The organism is Cryobacterium sp. TMT1-19, from assembly GCF_004403055.1.
GTDB classification, from domain to species: Bacteria; Actinomycetota; Actinomycetes; order Actinomycetales; family Microbacteriaceae; genus Cryobacterium; species Cryobacterium sandaracinum.
The window spans coordinates 24,853-45,545 of record NZ_SOHB01000061.1 but is presented as its reverse complement, the minus strand read 5'-3'; the positions used below and the strand labels follow the sequence as shown (position 1 = coordinate 45,545).

At 67.1% G+C, this 20,693-nt stretch carries 19 protein-coding genes; 6 read left to right on the top strand and 13 right to left on the bottom strand.

Going from position 1 to position 20,693, the window contains the following annotated elements; translation table 11 throughout:
• Together E3T40_RS14680 and glgB are read left to right on the top strand one after the other, a co-directional pair.
• Complete coding sequence (locus E3T40_RS14680; protein WP_370287937.1) at positions 1-2,076, top strand: maltotransferase domain-containing protein; 2,076 nt, start codon at positions 1-3, stop codon at positions 2,074-2,076.
• Positions 2,073-4,418, top strand: a complete 2,346-nt coding sequence (glgB, locus tag E3T40_RS14675) for a 1,4-alpha-glucan branching protein GlgB (RefSeq protein WP_134544468.1) — start codon at positions 2,073-2,075, stop codon at positions 4,416-4,418. Before E3T40_RS14680 ends, glgB begins: the two co-directional genes overlap by 4 nt.
• Before the next feature lie 57 nt (positions 4,419-4,475).
• Here glgB and E3T40_RS14670 read toward each other — a convergent pair whose 3' ends face one another.
• Together E3T40_RS14670 and E3T40_RS14665 are read right to left on the bottom strand one after the other, a co-directional pair.
• Complete coding sequence (locus E3T40_RS14670; RefSeq protein WP_134544465.1) at positions 4,476-5,459, bottom strand: tetratricopeptide repeat protein; 984 nt, start codon at positions 5,457-5,459, stop codon at positions 4,476-4,478.
• Positions 5,456-7,258, bottom strand: a complete 1,803-nt coding sequence (locus E3T40_RS14665) for a hypothetical protein (RefSeq protein ID WP_134544462.1) — start codon at positions 7,256-7,258, stop codon at positions 5,456-5,458. Before E3T40_RS14665 ends, E3T40_RS14670 begins: the two co-directional genes overlap by 4 nt.
• 251 nt (positions 7,259-7,509) lie before the next feature.
• On the opposite strand from E3T40_RS14665, the gene E3T40_RS14660 reads away from it, so the two are divergent.
• Positions 7,510-9,132, top strand: coding sequence for a hypothetical protein (locus E3T40_RS14660; RefSeq protein WP_134544459.1), 1,623 nt, complete (start codon positions 7,510-7,512; stop codon positions 9,130-9,132).
• A gap of 20 nt (positions 9,133-9,152) precedes the next feature.
• Positions 9,153-10,202, top strand: a complete 1,050-nt coding sequence (locus tag E3T40_RS14655; protein ID WP_134544456.1) for an AI-2E family transporter — start codon at positions 9,153-9,155, stop codon at positions 10,200-10,202.
• Between the two features lie 12 nt (positions 10,203-10,214).
• On the opposite strand, the gene E3T40_RS14650 is transcribed toward E3T40_RS14655, so the two are convergent.
• The 9 genes from E3T40_RS14650 to rpsB all read right to left on the bottom strand — a co-directional run bounded on the left by E3T40_RS14650 (position 10,215) and on the right by rpsB (position 16,928).
• A complete protein-coding gene (locus E3T40_RS14650; RefSeq protein ID WP_104169875.1) occupies positions 10,215-10,943 on the bottom strand; it encodes an alpha/beta hydrolase in 729 nt (242 codons plus the stop codon).
• Positions 10,944-10,971: 28 nt separating this feature from the next.
• Positions 10,972-11,268, bottom strand: a complete 297-nt coding sequence (locus E3T40_RS17185; RefSeq protein ID WP_134544453.1) for a hypothetical protein — start codon at positions 11,266-11,268, stop codon at positions 10,972-10,974.
• A gap of 39 nt (positions 11,269-11,307) precedes the next feature.
• Positions 11,308-11,916 carry a lytic transglycosylase domain-containing protein gene (locus E3T40_RS14640; protein ID WP_233199201.1) on the bottom strand — a complete coding sequence of 203 codons (609 nt, stop codon included), beginning with the start codon at positions 11,914-11,916 and terminating at the stop codon, positions 11,308-11,310.
• A 140-nt stretch (positions 11,917-12,056) separates the two neighbouring features.
• Positions 12,057-12,605, bottom strand: coding sequence for a DivIVA domain-containing protein (locus E3T40_RS14635; protein ID WP_104169872.1), 549 nt, complete (start codon positions 12,603-12,605; stop codon positions 12,057-12,059).
• Between the two features lie 46 nt (positions 12,606-12,651).
• Entirely contained in the window at positions 12,652-13,647 is a 996-nt protein-coding gene (locus E3T40_RS14630; protein WP_233199200.1) for a phosphatidate cytidylyltransferase, read from the bottom strand.
• Positions 13,648-13,662: 15 nt separating this feature from the next.
• Entirely contained in the window at positions 13,663-14,217 is a 555-nt protein-coding gene (gene frr, locus E3T40_RS14625; protein ID WP_104103176.1) for a ribosome recycling factor, read from the bottom strand.
• A 31-nt stretch (positions 14,218-14,248) separates the two neighbouring features.
• Positions 14,249-14,965: a UMP kinase gene (gene pyrH / locus E3T40_RS14620; RefSeq protein WP_104103173.1), complete on the bottom strand. Its 717-nt coding sequence runs from the start codon at positions 14,963-14,965 to the stop codon at positions 14,249-14,251.
• Positions 14,966-15,170: 205 nt separating this feature from the next.
• Positions 15,171-15,998: a translation elongation factor Ts gene (tsf, locus tag E3T40_RS14615; RefSeq protein ID WP_134544450.1), complete on the bottom strand. Its 828-nt coding sequence runs from the start codon at positions 15,996-15,998 to the stop codon at positions 15,171-15,173.
• A 9-nt stretch (positions 15,999-16,007) separates the two neighbouring features.
• Positions 16,008-16,928 carry a 30S ribosomal protein S2 gene (gene rpsB, locus E3T40_RS14610; protein WP_104103167.1) on the bottom strand — a complete coding sequence of 307 codons (921 nt, stop codon included), beginning with the start codon at positions 16,926-16,928 and terminating at the stop codon, positions 16,008-16,010.
• 323 nt (positions 16,929-17,251) lie between these two features.
• Between rpsB and E3T40_RS14605 the strand changes: the two genes are divergently transcribed.
• Positions 17,252-17,827: a M23 family metallopeptidase gene (locus tag E3T40_RS14605; RefSeq protein ID WP_104195175.1), complete on the top strand. Its 576-nt coding sequence runs from the start codon at positions 17,252-17,254 to the stop codon at positions 17,825-17,827.
• A gap of 56 nt (positions 17,828-17,883) precedes the next feature.
• On the opposite strand, the gene E3T40_RS14600 is transcribed toward E3T40_RS14605, so the two are convergent.
• Together E3T40_RS14600 and E3T40_RS14595 are read right to left on the bottom strand one after the other, a co-directional pair.
• Complete coding sequence (locus E3T40_RS14600; RefSeq protein ID WP_134544447.1) at positions 17,884-18,966, bottom strand: tyrosine-type recombinase/integrase; 1,083 nt, start codon at positions 18,964-18,966, stop codon at positions 17,884-17,886.
• 11 nt (positions 18,967-18,977) lie between these two features.
• Complete coding sequence (locus E3T40_RS14595) at positions 18,978-19,877, bottom strand: phosphodiesterase (protein ID WP_134544444.1); 900 nt, start codon at positions 19,875-19,877, stop codon at positions 18,978-18,980.
• Between the two features lie 231 nt (positions 19,878-20,108).
• On the opposite strand from E3T40_RS14595, the gene E3T40_RS14590 reads away from it, so the two are divergent.
• A complete protein-coding gene (locus E3T40_RS14590) occupies positions 20,109-20,615 on the top strand; it encodes a hypothetical protein (protein WP_134544441.1) in 507 nt (168 codons plus the stop codon).
• Positions 20,616-20,693 lie beyond the last annotated feature (78 nt).

The following is a 20,693-nucleotide window of genomic DNA, read 5'->3' as shown; positions in this document are numbered from 1 at the left end:
GTGGCTAAGACAGTAAAACGCACAGGCGCGGCTCCTGAAATCCTCGGCGCGGTTCAGGAAGTCCAGACGACAGACCCGGCAGAACCCCGGATCGGCCGTATCCCGATCCTCGATCTGTCCCCTCAGTTGAACGACGACCTCTGGCCCGCGAAGGCGTTCGTGGGCGAAGCGGTTCCGTTCGCCGCGACCGCATTCAGGGAGGGACACGACCTCATCGGCGTCATGCTGCTGCTGACCGCTCCCGATGGAACCGAGTCGCAGCATCCGATGTCCCTGAACTCCCCCGGCACCGACCGCTGGGAGACGCTCGTCACCCTCGGAACCCAGGGCCGCTGGACCTACCGCGTGCGCGCCTACGCCGACGACTGGGCCACCTGGCTGCACAACGCCTCGCTGAAGATCCCCGCCGAGGTCGATGTGGAACTCATGTTCCTGATCGGCTCTGAGCTGCTCATCCGAGAGAGCGCCGTCAAGACCCGCCCTCTGAACGAGCGGCGCACGTTCACCGCGGCCGCGAAGTCCCTCGTCGACCCGGCCAAGTCCGTCGCCGCCCGCTTCGATGTACTCAGCAGCCCGAAGCTGGCTGCCGCGGCCGCCGTGCGCCCGATGGCCGGCCTCGAATCGGTCTCGGAATCCCGGACCGTGCTGGTCGAACGCACCCGGGCCGGCGTCGGCTCCTGGTACGAGTTCTTCCCTCGGTCGGAGGGCGCCGTGAAGCGCGCCGACGGCTCCTGGCAGAGCGGCACCTTCCGCACCGCAGCCGACCGGCTTCCGGCCGTCGCCGCGATGGGCTTCAACGTGCTCTACCTGCCGCCGATCCACCCGATCGGCCTGGCTTTCCGCAAGGGACCCAACAACACGCTCAACGCCGGACCGAACGACCCCGGCTCGCCCTGGGCGATCGGGTCGGCGGACGGCGGCCACGACGCCATCCACCCGGACCTCGGCACCGTCGCCGACTTCCAGTTCTTTCTTGCGGTCGCTCGCGAGAACGGCCTCGAGGTCGCGCTCGACCTGGCCCTGCAGGCGTCGCCCGACCACCCCTGGGTCACCGAGCACCCGGAGTGGTTCACCACGCTGCCCGACGGGTCCATCGCCTACGCCGAGAACCCGCCGAAGAAGTATCAGGACATCTACCCGGTCAACTTCGACAACGACCCTCTGGGTATCCGCGCCGAGGTGCTGCGGATCGTGCGGTACTGGATCGGAGTGGGCGTCAATATCTTCCGGGTCGACAACCCGCACACGAAGCCGCTCGATTTCTGGGAGTGGCTGATTTTCGAGATCAACGCCGAATTCCCGGATGTCTTCTTCCTCGCCGAGGCCTTCACCCGGCCAGCCCTGCTGCAGGGCCTGGGCAAGGTGGGGTTCCAGCAGTCGTACACCTACTTCACCTGGCGCAACACGAAGCAGGAACTTGCGGAATTCTTCGATGGCCTCGCCCACGAGACCGCCGACTTCCTGCGGCCGAACCTGTTCGTGAACACGCCCGACATCCTCTCCGAGTATCTGCAGTTCGGCGGCCCGGCGGCGTTCAAGATCCGGGCGGCCCTCGCGGCCACCGCGGCGCCGACCTGGGGCGTGTACACGGGCTTCGACCTGTTTGAGTGCGTGGCCCGGCCCGGCGCCGAGGAGAACATCGACAACGAGAAGTACCAGTACCGGCCGCGTGACTTCGCGGGGGCCGAAGCGGCCGGCGCGTCCCTGGCGCCCTACCTCACCCTCCTCAACCGCATCCGCGCCGAGCACCCGGCCCTCGGGCAGCTGCGCAACCTCGATCTCCACGAGAGCGAAGACGAGGGGATCCTCGTCTACAGCAAATTCCTCGACGCGCCGTTCACGGGCAGCGGGCACTCGGACGCGTTGATCATCGTCGCCAACGTCGACCCCCACTCCGTGCGCCAAACCGTCGTGCACCTCGACGTCGCCCGGTTCGGTCTGCCGTACGGCTCCGTGTTCGAGGTCGAGGACCTGATCACCGGTGCCATCTGGACCTGGTCGGCCGACAACTTCGTGCGCCTCGACGCATTCACCGAACCGGTGCACATCCTGCACGTGAAAGGACCAGCTCAATGAAGCACGCACAGGGAGGTCCGGCGGCCAAAAAGGCCGCAGACAAGACAACCGCTGACAAGAAGACCCTGGACAAGACGGGCGCCGCCCAGCCTCAGGGAACCGTGAAGGCGAGCGTGCCGAAGCCTGCCGGAGCGCTGCACTCCCCCGCGCCGTTCGAGCTGCCGGTGATCGCCGACCACGTCCTCCAGGCCGTCTCCACCGGCAGCTACTACAACCCGCACGAGGTCCTCGGCCAGCACCTGATCGAGCAGGCCGGTATCGCGGACCCGCTCACCGTCATCCGTGCCCTCCGCCCGCTCGCGACCGAGGTCTTCGCCGTGCTGCCCACGGGCGCGCATGTGGAGCTGGCTCACCTGGGCCACGGTATCTGGCAGGGCGTGAGCACTCTCGGCCTTCAGGACTACCTGCTGGAGGCCCGCTACAGCGACGCCCCCGCCTGGATCGTCGACGACCCCTATCGGTACCTGCCCACCCTCGGCGAGCTCGACCTGCACCTTCTCGGCGAGGGTCGACACGAACGCCTGTGGGATGTTCTCGGCGCCCACTACCGGCCGAACGCGGGCCCGCTCGGCACCACGTCTGGCACATCCTTCGCCGTGTGGGCCCCGCATGCCCGGGCCGTCCGCGTGATCGGCGACTTCAACGCCTGGACCGGCACGCTGCACGCCATGCGCAACATGGGCAGCACCGGGGTCTGGGAGTTGTTCGTGCCTGGGCTGACCGCCGGCTCCAACTACAAGTTCGAGCTGATGACCCGCTCGGGCGACTGGGTGCGTAAGGCCGACCCGATGGCCCGCTACACCGAGATCCCGCCCAAGACGGCCTCCATCATCGGTGAGACCAGCTACGAGTGGGCGGATGCCCGCTGGCTCACCGACCGTTCGGCCACCGACCCCCACAACCGGGCCATGAGCATCTACGAGATGCACGTCGGGTCGTGGCGTCCGGGGCTGAGCTACCGCGACCTCGCCGACCAGCTGATCGACTATCTGAACGAACTGGCGTTCACGCACGTGGAGTTCATGCCGCTCACCGAGCATCCGTTCGGCGGCTCGTGGGGCTACCAGGTCACCGGCTACTACGCGCCGACGAGCCGGTTCGGCCACCCCGATGACCTGCGCTACCTGATCGACCGGCTGCACCGGGCCGGCATCGGCGTCTTGATGGACTGGGTGCCCGGGCACTTCCCGAAGGACGACTTTGCGCTGGCCCGCTTCGACGGCGAAGCGCTGTACGAGCATCCCGACCCTCGCCGCGGCGAGCAGATGGACTGGGGCACCTACGTCTTCGACTTCGGCCAGAAGCAGGTTCGCAACTTTCTGGTCGCGAACGCCCTCTACTGGCTCGAGGAGTTCCACATCGACGGGCTGCGGGTCGACGCCGTGGCCTCGATGCTCTACCTGGACTACTCCCGCGAGGACGGTCAGTGGGAGCCGAACATCCACGGCGGCAACGAGAACCTCGAGGCGATCAGCCTGTTGCAGGAGATCACGGCCACCGCCTACAAGCGCAATCCCGGAGCGGTCATGATCGCCGAGGAGTCCACCAACTGGGGTGGGGTCACGGCGCAGACCAGTGCCGGTGGTCTCGGGTTCGGTTTCAAATGGAACATGGGCTGGATGCACGACACGCTGGAGTACATGCAGGTCGACCCGATGTACCGGGCGCACCACCACAACCAGATCACGTTCTCATTCGTCTACGCGTTCAGCGAGAATTTCCTGTTGCCGATCAGCCACGACGAGGTCGTGCACGGCAAGGGCTCGCTGGTCGCGAAGATGCCCGGTGACTCCTGGCAGCAGCTCGCCAACGTGCGCGCCTACCTCGCCTTCATGTGGGCGCACCCCGGCAAGCAACTTCTGTTCATGGGCCAGGAATTCGGGCAGCGCTCCGAGTGGAGCGAAGAGCGCGGCCTGGACTGGTGGACCCTCGACCAGCCGGCTCACCGCGGCCTGTTCACGCTTGTCGGTCAACTGAACCGGGTGTACCGGTCGAACCCGAGCCTCTGGGCTAAGGACAACGACCCGGGCGGCTTCGAGCTGCTCGAGGGCGGCCCGGCCGCCCAGAACGTGGTCTCGTTCCTGCGCTGGGACGCCGACGGCAACCCCATTGCCTGCCTGTTCAACTTCTCCGGGGCGCCGCACAACGGTTACCAGGTCGGCCTGCCGTTCTCCGGGGTGTGGGAGGAGATTCTGAACACGGATGCCGCGGACTTCGGCGGCTCCGGGGTCGGAAACCTGGGTGCCGTGACCGCGCTCGACGTGCCGTGGGCCGGACGCCCGGCATCCGCCGTGGTGACCCTGCCCCCGCTGGCCGGTCTCTGGTTGCGCCTGCAACGCTGACCCGCTTCGTTCCAGTTCGCGAGAGCGCGGAAATGGCCCCGTCGGAAACGCCGTCGTCTAGTACAGCAGCGCGGTGAGGCGGGAGCGGGTGGGCGGCACCCGCGGGTCGTCCTGGCCGATGACCTCGAACATCTCCAGGATGCGCTCGCGGATCAGGTTGCGGCCGGCCGGCTCCTGCGCGGGAAAGAGGGCGAGCAGCCGATCGAAGGCATCCTCGATGTGACCGCCGGAGAGGTCGAGGTCGGCGACCGCGAGCTGCGTCTGCAGGTCGTCAGGCGCGGCCGCGGCGGCGGAGCGGATCTCGGCCATGGTCTTGCCGTGCAACCGGGCCAGGAGGCTCACCTGGGCCAGGCCGGCGACGGCCATCTGGTCCCGGGGGTCCCGCGCCAGCGCGGTCTTGTAGAGAGCGATCGCCGCGTCATAGTCTCCGCGGTCGATGGCGTCGAAGGCCTCTTGATGCAGCGGCGGCAGCTCGGGTTCTCCGGCGGCCGGCGCCTCCGCTTCGGCGTCGCCGGAGGCCTCCGGGGCGGCGGCCATGGCGGTGACGCCGTGCTGCGCCGCGAGCTCGAAGACCCGGTGCAGAACCTCGCGCACCTGGCCCTCAGGCAGTGCGCCACTGAACAGCTGCACCGGCTGACCGCCGATCACGGCGGCCACGGTCGGGATCGATTGCGCCTGGAAGGCCTGGGTGAGCTGCGGGTTCGAGTCCACGTCGACCTTGGCCAGCACGAACTGGCCGGCGTATTCCAGGACGAGCTTTTCCAGGATCGGCGTGAGCTGCTTGCACGGCTCACACCATTCGGCCCAGAGGTCCACGATGACCGGAACACTCATCGAGAGTTCCAGTATTTCGCCGAAATTCGCATCCGTGCCCTCGAGCACGAGGCTGGGTACCGCGACCGGACCTGCCGCGGGTGTACCGGGCGCGCCCGGCGCCGGCGGTGCGCCCGGCGCCGGCGCCGCCGGACGGTTCACCAGCGTAGACAGGTCGACGGCTCCGCGCAGGTTCATGCCGGACAGGGACGGGGGGATAACACTCATGGAAGCTCCGTTGATGAGATCAGACCCTGGGAGAAACCAAGGAAGACGATTTTTTCGTTCGAACCGGCGGCCGGAACATGGAACAGGAGCTGGTCGCCGTAGGTGCTGGTGATGCCCTTGGCCGTGGCGGTGATGCCGGAAAGGGCCTTGCTGGCACCCTCGGGGCTCACGGTCGCGCCGGCATCCACCGGTTTCACCGTCTCGGTCTCGGTCAGGCTCACGGCGACGATACTGCCGGAGTCGTTGGTCGCCAATGCCACGGTGCGCCCGGTGCCGGCGGCCGCACCGAATTCGATCGACGCCGTCGAGGGCAGGCCGGCCTGGCGTGAGGTCTTCAGTTCGGTGACCTGGGTGCGGAAGCTGTCGCCCTCCGCCTCGAACAGGGCGTAGGAGGGGCTGGCCTCCCCCAGCTGGAGCACGTCGGCGTAGGCCGCGGCGATCTGGTCGGGTGAGAGTAGGAGGAACGTGGAGTCGGGTGCAATGATCGGGGCGCCGATGGTCGCCGGGGCGACCTTGGGAACCGTGGCGGCCGCTTCAAGCTGAATCATGTATTCGACCAGGTAGTCGGCCCGCGGCGACTCCTGTCGCAGCACGAGGGCCGTCGGCGCGGCGGCGGTGTCAGCCTCGTCCTGGAGGACCGTCATGACGACGCGCGGCCAGGTGGAGGACTGCTGCGGCAGCGTGAGCCGGAGGGGTGACGTGGGCAGCGCCGGCAGCGCGGCGATGGCCGGGTCGGCCCCCCGGATCTTGTAGTTCGCCAGTCGCTTCTCCAGTGCCGGGCCGGTGAACCGGGTGGCGAGGATGTCGGCGTTGAGGTTCGCATCGGCATCCGCGGTCAGCGAGGCGATATCGGCCACGATGCGTTCGAGCTGCGGCACCGTAACGGCGGGCGGCGGCACGTCCTGGGCCGGGCCGGCGGTGTCGGTCGGAGTCGGCGTCCCGCTGGTGGCGGCGTCGGGAGAGGACGTGGCCGGCCAGAAATCGGCCGAGCAACCGCTGAGCACCAAACCGCTGACCAGGATCAGGGGCATGGCGACCATGGACCGGGCCATCGACTTACCGGATCCGTTGATCTGGCTCGGCTTGATGGCCTTCGGACGGGGCACGCGCGGGAGCCGGGGCATCCGTGGCCCGCGGGGCAGATTGCGGCGGGGGCCGCGGGAGCGGCGCAGGTGCAGGAGTGCCAGGAGGTAGATGATCAAGCCGATCAGGCCGACGGCCGCGCCGCCGACGATCAGCGGTCCTGCCCAGGGTGTGGAGTTGTCGGTAGGCCAGGACAGGCTGACATCTGTGGGCGCGGAGGCCGTGCCGTCGGAGGCCACGATCAGGGAGATGCCGTCGGGAACCTTGAGGGTGGTGGTCAGCGTGTTCTCAGCCGTGAACTCCTGCAGCCACAGGTCGGAGCCCTCCGGGTTGGTGACCGTCTCCGACTCAGCCGCGGAGTCCGCCGGCGCCGCAGAGCCGGACTCAGACTCGGCAGCCGATTCGGCCTCCGTAGCCGGATCGATGAGTGTGCTGCTGAGGGCGACCGTGTCCTTGTCCTTGCGGATGTCGACGTACGGTTCGTCTCCGAGCCACGCCTTGACGTCGTCGGTGCGCCCGTAGGCCAGGAAAACCGTGTCGGAACCGCTGACGGTGATCGTCTGGCTTCCCGGCACAGCGTTGAGAGCACTGGACTCGACCACCGCGAAGCGGGCGTCCGCCACGGATGCGCTCAGGCTCACCGAGGCCGGATCGAGAAAGATGGTCCGCTGGGCGATGCCGAGCACAATCATTGCCGCAGCAAGGACGAATGCCACTATGGCAAGAACAAAACGCACGTCAACCCTTCTGTGTCGCCGGCCGCTCATCGCGCACACGGGCGCATTGGACCCGGATGCGGGCCCGATTAGCAACAGACAGGACGTCTTACGATACTGGTTGCCCCTGAGAGGCACCTAATAATCCCTCGGGTTGGGACGCGCCAGTGCCTACTGAACAGACTAAAATTGTGGAGGCTCCCTTCGTCAGTCCGTAAACGGGGGTCAGAGCCCCATTTTGAGGAGACAGCGTGGCGAACGACGAAGCAGACTTCACCCAGGTATTCCGCGGCTACGACCGCGACGAAGTCGACAAGACCATCCAGGGACTGCGCCGCGACCTGATTCAGGCGAATACCCAGGGCACCGAGGCGAAGAAGGAAATCAAACGCCTCACCACCCAGATCGACGATCTGAACGCGGAAATCGAAGAGGTCGGCAGCCCCACGTTCTCCGGCCTCGGCACCAAGCTCGAGAACACCCTGCGCGTGGCGGAAGAGCAGTCGACGAGGGTGATCGCCCAGGCGGACATCGACGCCGAACGGCTGCGCGCCTCCGCAGCGAGCGAAGTGCAGACCCTGCTCCGCGAGGGCAAGGAGCAGGCCGAACGGGCACTGTCGGATGCCGCGGTCAAGGCCGGCCGCATCCTAAATGATGCCGTCGCTGAAGCCGACGACTTACTCGCCCGGGCCCACGAGGACTCCACCACGCTCACCCAGGACGCCGTGCACGAAGCGGCGGCCATCCGCGGAGCGGTGGCCACCGAGGCCGCCGAGCTGCGCGCAACCGTGAAGCGGGAAGTCGCCGCGATCCGCTCGGAAGCGGAGCGCGAGGCCGCCGAGGTTCGCGTGGTGGCCCAGCGGGAGGCGACCGAGGCCCGCGAGGTCGCGGCCGGGCTCACGAGCGAGACCGAGTTGACCCGCTCCGAAGTCGCCCACGAACTCGACCAGCAACGCGCCGACCTGGCCCAGGAAACCGAACAGGCTCGCATCGACCTCGCCGCCGAGACGGAACAGCACCGCATAGACCTCGCCCGGGAAACCGAACAGGCTCGCATCGACCTCGCCCACGAGACCGAGCAGGCCCGCAACCTTCTCGCAATCGAGATCGAGCAGGCGAGAACCGACCTCGAACGGGAGACGCTGCAGCAGCGCGCCGATTTGTCCGTTGAAAGCGAGCAGGCCCAGACCGACCTAGCCCGCGACCTCGAACGCCAGCGCGCCGACCTCAGCCGCGAGGTCGACAAGGCGCGCGTCGGCCTCGCGGCCGAGATCGAACAGTCACACGCCGACCTCGGTCGGGACAATGAGCAGACCCGCGCCGACTTCACCGCCGAAAGCGAGCAGCTGCGCATCGACCTGGAGAACCATCTGACGGCCACCCGCAAGCGGGGAGAGCACGAAGCCGCCAAGCTCAAGCGCGAGATCGATCAGACCAGGGCCGACCTCGACGTCGAGCTGAAGGCCCGGCGGGACGAAGCGGAGCAGGGCCAGCTGCAGCGCCACCAGGAGGCGGTGGCCCAGACGCAGAAGTTCGTCGCGGATGCCACCAAGCAGCTTGCCGAGACCAACCGGCGCACGGTCGAACTGCGCGCATTGAACGACCAGCTGGACGCCTCCGCCCGCGACGAGGTCAGGGCATCGAAGAAGGTTGCCGAGGAGTCGGCGGAACGTCTGGTGCGGGACGCCGAGACGCGGGCCGCCGCGCTGGCGACCGATGCCGAACTGCGCACGCGCGTGCTCGTGGCCGACGCGGAGGAGCGCCTGTCCCAGATTAGGATTGAGCGTGACGCCGTGGCCGGCTACTTCGAGAGCCTGCGCGGTCTGCTCACGCAGGCGGAAAAGGTCGCCGCCAGCGACGACGACGAGCGCTGACACCAGCCGAGGGGATCTCAGTGAAGATTCAGAATGCTTTTCGCGTCGGACTGATCGGCACCCTGGGCGTCGGCGTCGGCCTGCTCATCATCACGTCGGTGATCACTCTGCAAACGATCATCACCTACATCGGTGCGGCACTGTTCCTCGCGCTCGGGCTCGACCCGGCCGTCTCCTGGCTGGAGAAGAAGAGGTTTCCCCGCTGGGCAGCCATGCTCACGGTGCTTGTTGCCGTGATCGGGGTTTTGACCGGAGTGATCTTCGCCGTCGTGCCGATCATCGTCGACCAGGTCTCCAACCTCTCCAAGGCCATCCCGGACCTGGTCACGTCGATCAACACCTCCACCTTTCTCGCCGATGTACAGAGGCAGTTTCCGGCTCTCCCGCTGTCGAAAATCACAGAGTCGGTCACCGATTTCGTCGGCGGCAACATCACTAACATCACGAGCACGATCATCCAGTCCGGCCTCGCCATCGTCAGCGGCCTTTTCGGCGCCCTGATCATCCTGATCCTCACGCTGTACTTCACGGCATCGCTGAACAGCATCAAGCAGGCCGTGTACCAGCTCGTACCGGCCTCGAAGCGGGCTCGGTTCGCCGATCTCAGCGAGCAGATCACGACATCCGTCGGCCGATTCGTGATCGGCCAGGGAGCCCTGGCGCTCTGCAACGGCGTGCTCAGCTTCACCTTCCTGTCGATCATCGGCGCGCCGTTCCCGGCGCTGCTCGCGCTGATCGCGTTCCTGTTCTCGCTGGTCCCTCTCGTGGGCACGATCTCCGGGTCGATCATCATCGTGCTGACCTGCCTGATCCCCGGAATCGGCAGCTCGATGTTCACAGCGTTGGTCGCCGCGATCTACTATCTGATCTACATGCAGGTAGAGGCCTACCTGCTCAGCCCCAACATCATGAACCGGGCCGTGTCCGTTCCCGGCGCCGTCGTTGTGGTCGCCGCTCTCGCGGGCGGTAGTCTGCTCGGCATCCTCGGCGCGCTGATCGCCATCCCCGTCGCCGCGGCAACCATCATGATCATCAAGCAGGTCGTGATCCCCCGACAGAACAAACTCTAGGCCGATCGGGTACTAGGCCGACGCAGTCCACTCTGTGGGCAGAGGCGCGGCGGCCGGGTTGACCACGGCGACGATCTCGTCGAGTACGCGGCGGGTGGCGCTCTCCCCCACCCACAGGTGCTTCCCGCCCTCCACGGCGATGAGCCGGGTGTCCGGCACGCTCGCGAAGCGTTCCCGGGCCTCCTCGGGGCGGAGATAGTCGTCGAACTCGGGGATGACGGCCACCAGCCGCGCGTCCCGGCCGGTCCAGGCGGCCAGCTCGGCGTCAGAGGCCCGGTGCAGCGGCGGCGACAGGAGGATGGCACCCCGGATCGGGTGCTCCAGGCCGTACTTGATTGCGAGCTCCGTGCCGAACGACCAGCCGAGCAGCCAGGGATCGGGCAGCCCGCGCTCGGCGACGAACGCCATCGCGGCGGCAACGTCGAGGCGCTCATCGACGCCGTCGCCGAAGCTGCCGCCACTCGTGCCGCGCGGCGAGGTCGTGCCGCGAGTGTTGAAGCGCAGCACCGCCAGGTCGGCTAAGGCCGGCAGCCGCCCGGCCGCCTTGCGCAGGATGTGCGAGTCCATGAAGCCGCCGTGGGTGGGCAGCGGATGCAGCGTCACCAGCGTCGCCACCGGTGCCCGGCTCACGGGCGTGGCCAGTTCGCCGACCAGGGTCAGGCCGTCCGCGGTGTGCAGCTCGATCTGCTCGCGCACGGCCGGTAGCTCGACGCCGCCACGAATTTCCACACTCGAAGTCATGGTTTCTCCCCTGGTGCCGCTTGGGCGGTTATTTGATCTTCCAGCAGTGCGAGTGCCAGTGGCGCCTCGCGGCAAGGTCGGATGCCTCACCCATGACGCCGTCGCCGCGCCAGGAGACCACGTGCGCGGTGCCGGGCGCAACCTCGCGGTGGCAACCGGGGCACACGTACGATTTCACGGCTTGCGGCCCCGGTACGGGTTGCACCGTCCAGAGGCCGTCACGGCGGGTTTCCGTTCGTCGCCAGCCGGCGCGCATCCGCTCAAGGCCGTCATCAGCGGCTCCCGGACCGGGCTGGCGGCCACGGGGTCGGTTGCTGCGGGCCATTGCACCAGTCTACGTGCGAGCCTGGAAGAACAAGGAGCGCTAGTACCAGCCGACGTCGCCGGAGTGCGCCCAGGCGCCGCAGGGGGTGCCGTAGCGGCCCGAGATGTAGCCGAGGCCCCACTGGATCTGGGTCGCGGGGTTGGTCGCCCAGTCGTCGCCGGCGGTGGCCATCTTGGAGCCCGGCAGTGACTGCGGGATTCCGTAGGCACCGCTGGAGCTGTTCTCCGCATTGACGCGCCAGCCGGACTCCTTGTTCCAGAGTGACACGAGACAGTTGAACTGATCGTCGCCCCAGCCGCGGGCGGCCACCGCATCAGCGGCGATCGCCTGCGCCGAGCCGGGGTCAGGAACGGCCGCCGACGGAGCCGAACTCGACGCGGACTTGGACGCGACGGGAACGGCGACGGGAACGGGAACGGGCTTGGCTTTCTCGGTGACGGTGAAACTGTCACGCGTGAAGGTGTTCGAGGCTGCCGCAGCGACCTGGATCTCCTGGGCTGCCTCACCGTTGAATCGGTCGCCGGCAACCTGAAAGTAGGGTGAGGCCGTCGCGCCGGAATACGGGTCGACGACAGTGACGAGCACGAACGCCGCTGCGGCGGTAAAGGCGAAGAGGGGGACGCGCCCGCGCGAGCGGGACCTTCTCATTCTGACCTTGACGGGCCTACCGGCGTGTTCGGATGCAATGGTGTTCAAATGTCTACCCACGATTTCCCGAGCCTATCGGAAATCCGACATAACAGCCAGATAACGGTGCCGATTGACCTCGACACGGCGCGCGGCGCAACTCAACGGACGGCCAGGATCACGTCGACGACGCTGTCCAGCACAACGTCGACCTGGGCTTCCCGGTAACCGCCACGCTGGGGCCGGAACACGGCGCAGCGCACATCTTCCACCGTTATGGGGAGCCCGTCTTCGAAGTACCGGACGAGCTTGTGGGAGAACCGGTCGACATCCGCCCGGCTGTAGCCGACGCTGAGAACGCTCACCCGGTGGAAGCGGTGTCCGCCCTTCCGGCTGAGCCGGTTCACGAGCACCTGAGCGAGGTCATGCACCTCGGCCAGCCACGCCTCGGTGCCCTGCGCCTGCGCCGCACGGTCCCGGTCGCGCGTCGCGAAGGCGTCTTCGAGACGCTCGAGGGCCGCATCCACGTGCGCAGGCGAATATCCGCCCTTGTGCATGCTGAACGCGGTGTGACGGATGTCCTCGGCGGTCAACCCGACGCTGTCGTCGGTGGCGTCATACGCTTTTCGGGCGACAGCGAGGAACTCCTCCACCTGCGGAGCGCTGTAGCCGAGCGTCTTCTTGCCGGTCCGAGGGAAGGTGGAGGTCACCGGAACATTCTGCCTCACTGCCGCGCGCCTGACTAAACCGAGGCCGCTAAGCGAAAATCAGGTAGAGGGCGTACGCGGCTGCGGCCGACGGCAGGATCGAATCCAACCGGTCGAGGAGACCGCCGTGACCAGGCAACCAGGAACTCATGTCCTTGATGCCTAGGTCACGCTTGATCAGGGATTCGGCCAGGTCGCCGAAGGTCGCGCTGAACAAGATGACCACACCGAAGACGAGGCCGAACCACCAGGGCTGGTCGAGCATGAACACTGCGAGCAGCACGCCGATCCCGATACAGGCGACGCCGGCGCCAGCGAACCCTTCCCAGGTCTTCTTCGGGCTGATCGAGGGGACCATGCGGTGCTTGCCGAAGCTGAGGCCGGCGGCGTACGCCGCGGTGTCGGCGGAGATGACCAGCAGCAGGAAGGCGAGGGTCCACCACTGCCCGTCGGGCTGGGCGACCAGGAGCACAGAAAAGCTGCCGAGGAAGACGACGTAGGCCTGGATCAGGAAGCCACCACCGATGTCGCCGAGCACCTCCCGGGAGGGAGCGCGGTGGGCGCGCCGGACGAGAAAAGCCAGCCGCCACAAGGCGATCAACCCAATGCCGGCGAGCGTGCCCAGCCACTGGCCGGCCGCGCCGAGGTAGAACGCGGCAGGCACGACGCCCACGGATGCCAGGACGACCGGTACGCGCGGCACGTTGCGTCCGGCGAGACGGAGAGCCTGAGCGAGCTCGAAGGCCGTGAAGCCCACGAACGCGATCGCGCAGACCATGAACAGGTCTTTGATGAAGACGAGGCTGAACAGCATGAACAAGCCAAGCGCGAGCCCGATCAGGGTAGCCAGGATCAGGTTGCGCCCGGTGCGCGCCTGGATGCGTTCCTGAGTCGCATCCAGCTGCGCCCGGGTCGCCAGCATCTGACGTTCGAGATCGGCCTTCTTCGACTGCATCTGGGCCCTGAACTCGGCGCGACTGACACCATGCTCGCGCTTGGCGCGCAGCCCTTCGCGTTCTCCGGAATCGCCTGATTCGTCCGTCATGAGGCTGGATCGTCCTTAGATCTCGAGGAGTTCTGCTTCTTTGCGCTTGAGGGCGTCGTCGATGGCATCCACGTGGGTCTTGGTGATGTGTTCGAGTTCTTTCTCGCCGCGGGCCACGTCGTCGTCTCCCACTTCACTCTTGAGGGCGTCGAGGTCGTCCTTGGCCTTGCGGCGCAGGTTGCGCACCGACACCTTGGCATCTTCGGCCTTGGTGCGCACGATCTTGACGTATTCCTTGCGGCGGTCCGCGGTCAGCTCCGGCAGCGTGGCCCGAATGACGTTGCCGTCGTTTCCGAGGTTGGCGCCCAGGTTCGGAGTGTCGCGAATGGCCTGCTCGATGTCTCGCAGGGCGCCCTTGTCGTACGGCCCGATCAGGAGCGTGCGGGCCTCCTGGTTCTGCAGCGAGGCGAGCTGTTCCAGCGGCGTCGGTGTGCCGTAGTAGTTCACCAGGATCTTGGCGAACATCTGCGGGTTCGCACGACCGGTTCTCACGGTCGCGAAGTCGTCTTTGGCAGCTTCCACGGCCTTGTGCATGCGGGCGGTGGCGTCGGACAGAACATCCGTGATCACGATGACTCCTTCTTCGATGGCGTTGTCAAGCTTAGTTGGAGACAAGGGTTCCCAGATCGGCGCCGAGAATGGCGGCCGTCACGTTGCCGTGCGGGGCCATGCCGAACACCTGCATGGGCATTCCGTTGTCCATGCAGAGGCTGAAGGCTGTCGAGTCGACGACCTTGAGGCCGCGCTGCAGGGCCTCCTGGTAGGTGATGTGGTCGATCTTGTGCGCGTCCGGGTTGGTGCGCGGGTCGTCGGAGTAAATCCCGTCGACGCCGTTCTTGGCGACGAGCACGATGTCCGCATCGATTTCCAGGGCACGCTGGGCCGCAACCGTATCGGTGGAGAAGTAGGGCAGCCCGGCGCCCGCGCCGAAGATGACCACGCGGCCCTTTTCGAGGTGGCGTTCCGCGCGACGAGGGATGTACGGTTCGGCGACCTGGGTCATCGCGATCGCGGACTGCACCCGTGTCTCGGATCCGGCCTGCTCGAGGAAGTCCTGGAGGGCAAGGGCGTTCATCACGGTGCCGAGCATGCCCATGTAGTCGGCACGGCCGCGGTCCATTCCACGCTGCGACAATTCGGCGCCGCGGAAGAAGTTGCCGCCGCCGACGACGATGGCGATTTCCACCGTCTTGGCCGCCTCGGCGATCTCGCGGGCGAGGGCGCTGATGACGTCGGGATTGACGCCCAGGCTGCCTGCCCCGAAGGCTTCGCCGGAAAGTTTGAGGAGGACCCTGCGCTTCTTGACCGTGTCTGACATTCTGTGCGCTTCTTCCCTCGTGATGCTCTGTGCCGTGCTGTGCAGTGCAGTGCAGTGCAGTGCAGTGTTGTGTTGTGCCGTGTAGTGCCGTGCCGTGTTCCGACGGTGTTCTAAAACTACTGGGTGGGCTGGTGGGTGCCCACACACAGAAGGAGACCGGATTGCGACTGCAACCCGATCTCCTTCACTACGATCAAACGACCGGTTACGCGCCGACCTTGAATCGGGCGAAGCCTGAGACGGTCAGTCCGGCATCAGCCAAGACCTTGCTGACGGACAGCTTGTTGTCCTTGGCATAATCCTGTTCGAGGAGTGCAACCTGCTTGAAGTACGCGGTGACGCGACCCTCGACAATCTTGGGCAGTGCAGCCTCCGGCTTGCCCTCGTTTTTCGAGATCTCGGTGACGATCCGGCGTTCGGCCTCAACGAGGTCGGAGGGAACGTCTCCGCGAGCGAGGTACTCGGGGTTCGCGAAAGAGATGTGCTGAGCCACGCTGCGCGCGGTCTCCGCGTCATCTCCGGAGTAACCCAGAACAACGCCGACCTGCGGGGGCAGGTCCTTGCTGGTCTTGTGCAGGTAGATCGCGAACTTCTCACCCGCGACGGATGCGACGCGGCGAAGTTCGAACTTCTCGCCAATGATCGCGGCCTCGCCGTCGATGAGCTGGCCGACGGTCTGACCGTCGACCGGAGCGGCCAGGCCCTCCTCGACGGTGGTGGCCGCGGCTGCGGCGACCGCGTCCAAGACCTTCTCGGCTAGTGCAACGAACTTATCGCCCTTGGCGACGAAGTCGGTCTCGCAGGCGAGTTCGATCAGGGTGGCGGTGTTGCCGATTTCCTTGGCAGCGACGAGTCCCTCGGAGGTGGAACGATCGGCGCGTTTGGCGTTACCCTTCGCACCCTTCATTCGAAGGATCTCGACGGCCTTTTCCATGTCGCCTTCGGCTTCAACGAGGGCGTTCTTGGTGTCGACCATGCCGGTACCGAGGCGCTCGCGCAGCGCTTTGACGTCTGCGAGGCTGATGCTTGCCATGCTTGGTCCTTACTTGGTTTCTTCGGCGGGAGCGTCGGCCGCAACAACGGCTGCGGCTTCGGCTTCTGCGGCTGGGGCTGCGGCGGCTTCCTCGTCGGCAACCGGCGCGGCCACGACGGCCTCTGCGGTCTCGTCGGAGACGGCGACGGCTTCGTCAGCTGCCGGGGCGTTCTCGGCAGGAGCGGCCAGGAGCTCGGCTTCCCACGCGGCGAGAGGCTCGATTTCAGCCTCCGGCTTGGCGTGGCGCTGGATGAGGCCCTCGGCCGCAGCGTCCGCGATGATGCGGGTCAGCAGGCCGACGGAACGAATGGCGTCGTCGTTGCCCGGGATCGGGTACTGGACGTCGTCCGGGTCGCAGTTGGTGTCGAGGATCGCGATGACGGGGATGCCGAGCTTGCGGGCTTCGTCAATGGCGAGGTGCTCCTTGTTGGTGTCCACAACCCACAGCGCCGACGGCGTCTTCGTGAGGTTGCGGATGCCGCCGAGGCTCTTGTGCAGCTTGACGAGCTCGCGCTTCTTGATGAGCATTTCCTTCTTCGTGAAACCGCTCTTGGCGGTGTCCTCGAAGTCGAGCTCTTCAAGCTCTTTCATGCGGGCCAGACGCTTGGAAACGGTCTGGAAGTTGGTGAGGAGGCCGCCGAGCCAGCGCTGGTTGACGTAGGGCTGGCCCACGCGGATGGCCTGTTCGGCGATCGATTCCTGCGCCTGCTTCTTCGTTCCGACGAAGAGGATGGTGCCGCCGTGGGCAACCGTCTCCTTGACGAAGTCGTAGGCCTTGTCGACAAACCCGAGCGACTGCTGCAGGTCGATGATGTAGATGCCGGAGCGCTCCGTGAAGATGAAGCGCTTCATCTTCGGGTTCCAACGGCGGGTCTGGTGCCCGAAGTGCACGCCGCTATCGAGCAGCTGGCGGATGGTTACGACGGCCATGAGCCGTTCTCCTTGTCCGGCGCGCGCTGCGATGCAGACGAACGCCAATCGGTTTGTGTCGTGATCGGATGATCACCACTCCTGGTGCCCGGCACAGAACCGCCCCGCATCTGAAAGAAACGAGGACCGAGTGGGTCTGGAGGCCGAATGGGCACGCGTAGTCAGCACGCAAGCGCTGCTCCACAAAGGTTAGCACCCACGGGGGTGCCCCGTGCGCGCGCCGGCACGTGCGGGCGTCCCCCCCCAGGCGGGGTGGTACGGGATCCGGTCACGGATACCGCCCTCGCCGGTTTCGGGCGGGACGGAGGCCGCACGGTGGTGGCATGAATGCCTTCCGTCTGCTCATCGCGGCCGCGCTGCTGCCGCTGTCCTGCCTGTCCATCGTGCGGAGCGACGCGGCGGGTGTGACACCACCCGGGGCGGCGTCGGTCACGGAGACGGCTCCGGAGACGGCTGCGGATACGGCCACCACCGGCACCTGGCACTGGCCGCTGGTTCCGCCGCATCCGGTGCTCCGGGGTTTCCAGGCGCCGGCCACCCAGTATGCGCCGGGCCATCGAGGTCTGGATCTGTCGGCCGAGGCCGGCCGGGAGGTGGTTGCACCGGCCGAGGGTATCGTCTCGTTCGCCGGGGTCGTGGTCGACCGCCCCGTACTCTCGATCGAACATGCCGACGGCCTGGTGTCCAGCATCGAGCCGGTGTCGGCCAGTGTCGCGGTCGGTGACCGGGTCGCGGCAGGGCAACCCGTCGGCCAGGTTGCCGACGGCGGGCACTGCGCTGGGCAGTGCCTGCATCTTGGCGCCCGGTTGAACGGTGGCTATGTGTCACCACTGCTGTATCTGGTCGGCGTTCCTCGCGCGGTGCTGCTGCCGGCACTGCTCCTGAGAGGAGACAGCTGAGGGGCCGGCAGCCGCGAGGTAGTCGCGGAGCAGTCCCGGAAGCCGTCGCCGGGGAGTCAGGCGCGCGGGTGCGCGGTGCGGTAGCTCTGTTTAAGGCGTTCGGCCGAGACATGAGTGTAGATCTGGGTGGTGCCGAGGCTGGAGTGGCCGAGCAGCTCCTGCACGGCCCGGAGGTCGGCTCCGCCGTCGAGCAGGTGGGTGGCCGCCGTGTGGCGGAGGGCGTGCGGGCCGGCCGGCCCATTGCCGGGCACATCGGCGAGCAGAGTGGCGACCAGCCGGTAGACCGCCCGCACGCCGAGGCGCTGGCGGCGCGCACCGAGGAACAGCGCGCTCACCGGCGTCGCGGCGTTCTCGGCAGCGGTTCTCGCGGCGTGCGCGCGGTTCTCGGCAGCAGGCCCCGCGGTCCCGGCGGGGGCTGCGGTCTCGGCGGGCGCTGCGGTCTCCGCGGGCGCTGCGGTCTCGGCGGGCGCTGCGGTCTCAACGAGCCGGGGGCGGCCCCGTTCGAGATAGGCGAGGATCGCGTGCTGGGCCGGCACGCCGAAGGGAACGACGCGTTCCTTGGAACCCTTGCCGGTGACCCGCACGGTGAGTCGGTGCAGATCGACGTCGGTGACGTCGAGGCCAACGAGCTCCGAGACCCGCAACCCCGACGCATAGAGCAGTTCCACTATCGCGAGGTCGCGCAGCGCCGCCGGGTCGGGACCGGCGGCACGAAGTTCCAGGTGGGTGAGTAGCTCCTGCATTTGGGTGTGGTTGATCACTCGGGGCAGTGGTCTGCCGGGTTTCGGCGAGCGCAGCCGCACGGCGGGGTCGGTTGCGCTGCCGCCGGTGCGTGCCAGCCAGGCCGTGAAGCTGCGGGCGGAGGCCGACCGCCGGGCAATGGTCGCCCGCGCCAGCCCCGACTGGGTTCCGACCCACAGCCAATCGCGAAGCAGATCGAGGCTCAGCGCCGCCGGGTCGATGACGCTGCGAGTTTCGGCGAAGGCGATCAGTCCCGCCAGGTCGGTGCGGTAGGCGCGCACGGTGTGCACGGAGAAGCCGCGCTCAACGGCCAGGTAGACCACGAAGTCGTCGACAGACGCATCGAGGAGGTGCACCGGCGCGGGAACCGGCGGTGGTACGCGAACGGACTCAGGCATAGTCACCTCGGTCAGACCTGCCGCGAGAAGGCCTCGGTGCGCTCGTCGGGCGTGAGCGCCTCCATCCGGTCGAGGAAGGCCGCGTCGAAGCCGGTCGCTGCCGGAAACTCGCCGAGAGCCACATGCGAGTGCACGATCTGGTCGTCGTAGACATGCACGAGGTTGATCGATTGCCCACCCTGCAGACCGCTGAGCGACCCCTGCGGCGCGGTCGGATCGATCGTATAGCAGGTCGCTGCGGCGACCGACACCGGGATACCCGCGAAGAGTCCGGTCGTCGCGTAGTGCAGGTGTCCGCCCAGGATCGCCCGGATATCGCTGCCGGCCACCACCTCGGCCAGTCGGGGCTGCCCCCGCAGCTCGAGGATGGACATCAGCGGCAACATCGTCGGCACGGGCGGATGATGAAGCGCCAGCAGGGAGCCGTGCGGAGCAGGCTCGCTGAGCACCTCGGCCAGCCACGCCAACTGCGCGCCGGACAGGTCGCCGTGGTGATAGCCCGGAACACTCGTGTCCAGTGCGATGATGCGCACTCCCCCGATGTCGAATACCCGGTCGATCGGCGCCGAGGATCCTTTTTCCCGGAGCAGCTCGGTGCGGAAGGCCTCGCGCTTGTCGTGGTTCCCCATCACCCAGATGACGGGGGCGCCCATCCGTTCGGCCGCGGCCTCGACAATGTCACGCACCCGGCGGTACGCAGCGGCTTCACCGCGGTCGGCGATGTCACCGGTGAAGAGCAGCGCGTCGGGCCGGAGACCGGACCGCTCCAACTGCGCCATCGCCTGGTACACGGTGGTGTCGGTGTCGACCGCGCCGTAGAGCGCTCGACCTCCGCCGAGGAAGTGGGTGTCGCTGATATGCGCGATGAGGTGGGTGGCTGGAGGGTACTGGCCCAGTTGCACGGCTGACATGACTCACCTTTCGTGGGTGCCGCCCAGACTACGGCCTGCCCCCGACGTCGGACTGTCGTCGCGCAAATTCACCCTTCGGTGGGATTCACGCGAGCCCACTATTGGGGGGACCCGCAGCCCCGTTCTGGGGGCTCATCCGGCCTAACGGCGCACACGAGACCGCCCTAGCTTTCAGCACGTGTCCTCACAGATGAGGACTGTCGAGACCCGAAATCGATAGAAGGGCATCACATGAGCAAGAAGACCACACCCGAGGCAACCGCCGGCACCGCCAAGCAGCTGCGGGTGAGGAGCATCGCGCTCGTCGCGGCCGCGATGCTCCTGGTCGGCGGAGGCGGAGCGTACGCCTACTGGTCGACGACCGGCTCCGGCACCGGTGCGGCGGCCAACGCCAAGTCCAACGGCTCGCTGGTGCTGAGCGCCCACCTGGCCGACGGTCTGACCCCGGGCGCCTCCGTGCCGGTGACGTACTCCGCAAAAAATGCGGGCACGTCCAGCCTCAAGGTCGCAACCATCTCCCAGACCGGCAGCACCGACGCCCCGGGGTGTGTCTTCGCCGACAACTTCACGATCGCCCCGTCCGTCGTCTCCGACACGCGCGTGATGGGCACACCCAGGAGCCAGACCGCCGTCGATGTGACCATCACGGGAACCTCGACGCTCATGTTCCTTGACACCGCTGACGACCAGGACGCCTGCAAGGGCGCCACCGTCACGCTGACGCTCAAGTCCAACTAGCTCGATCACAGGTGGTCAGGCTCTCTCCGAGCCTGCCCACCTGTGCGATTTTCATTTTGGTACATCTGAGTCCTTGAA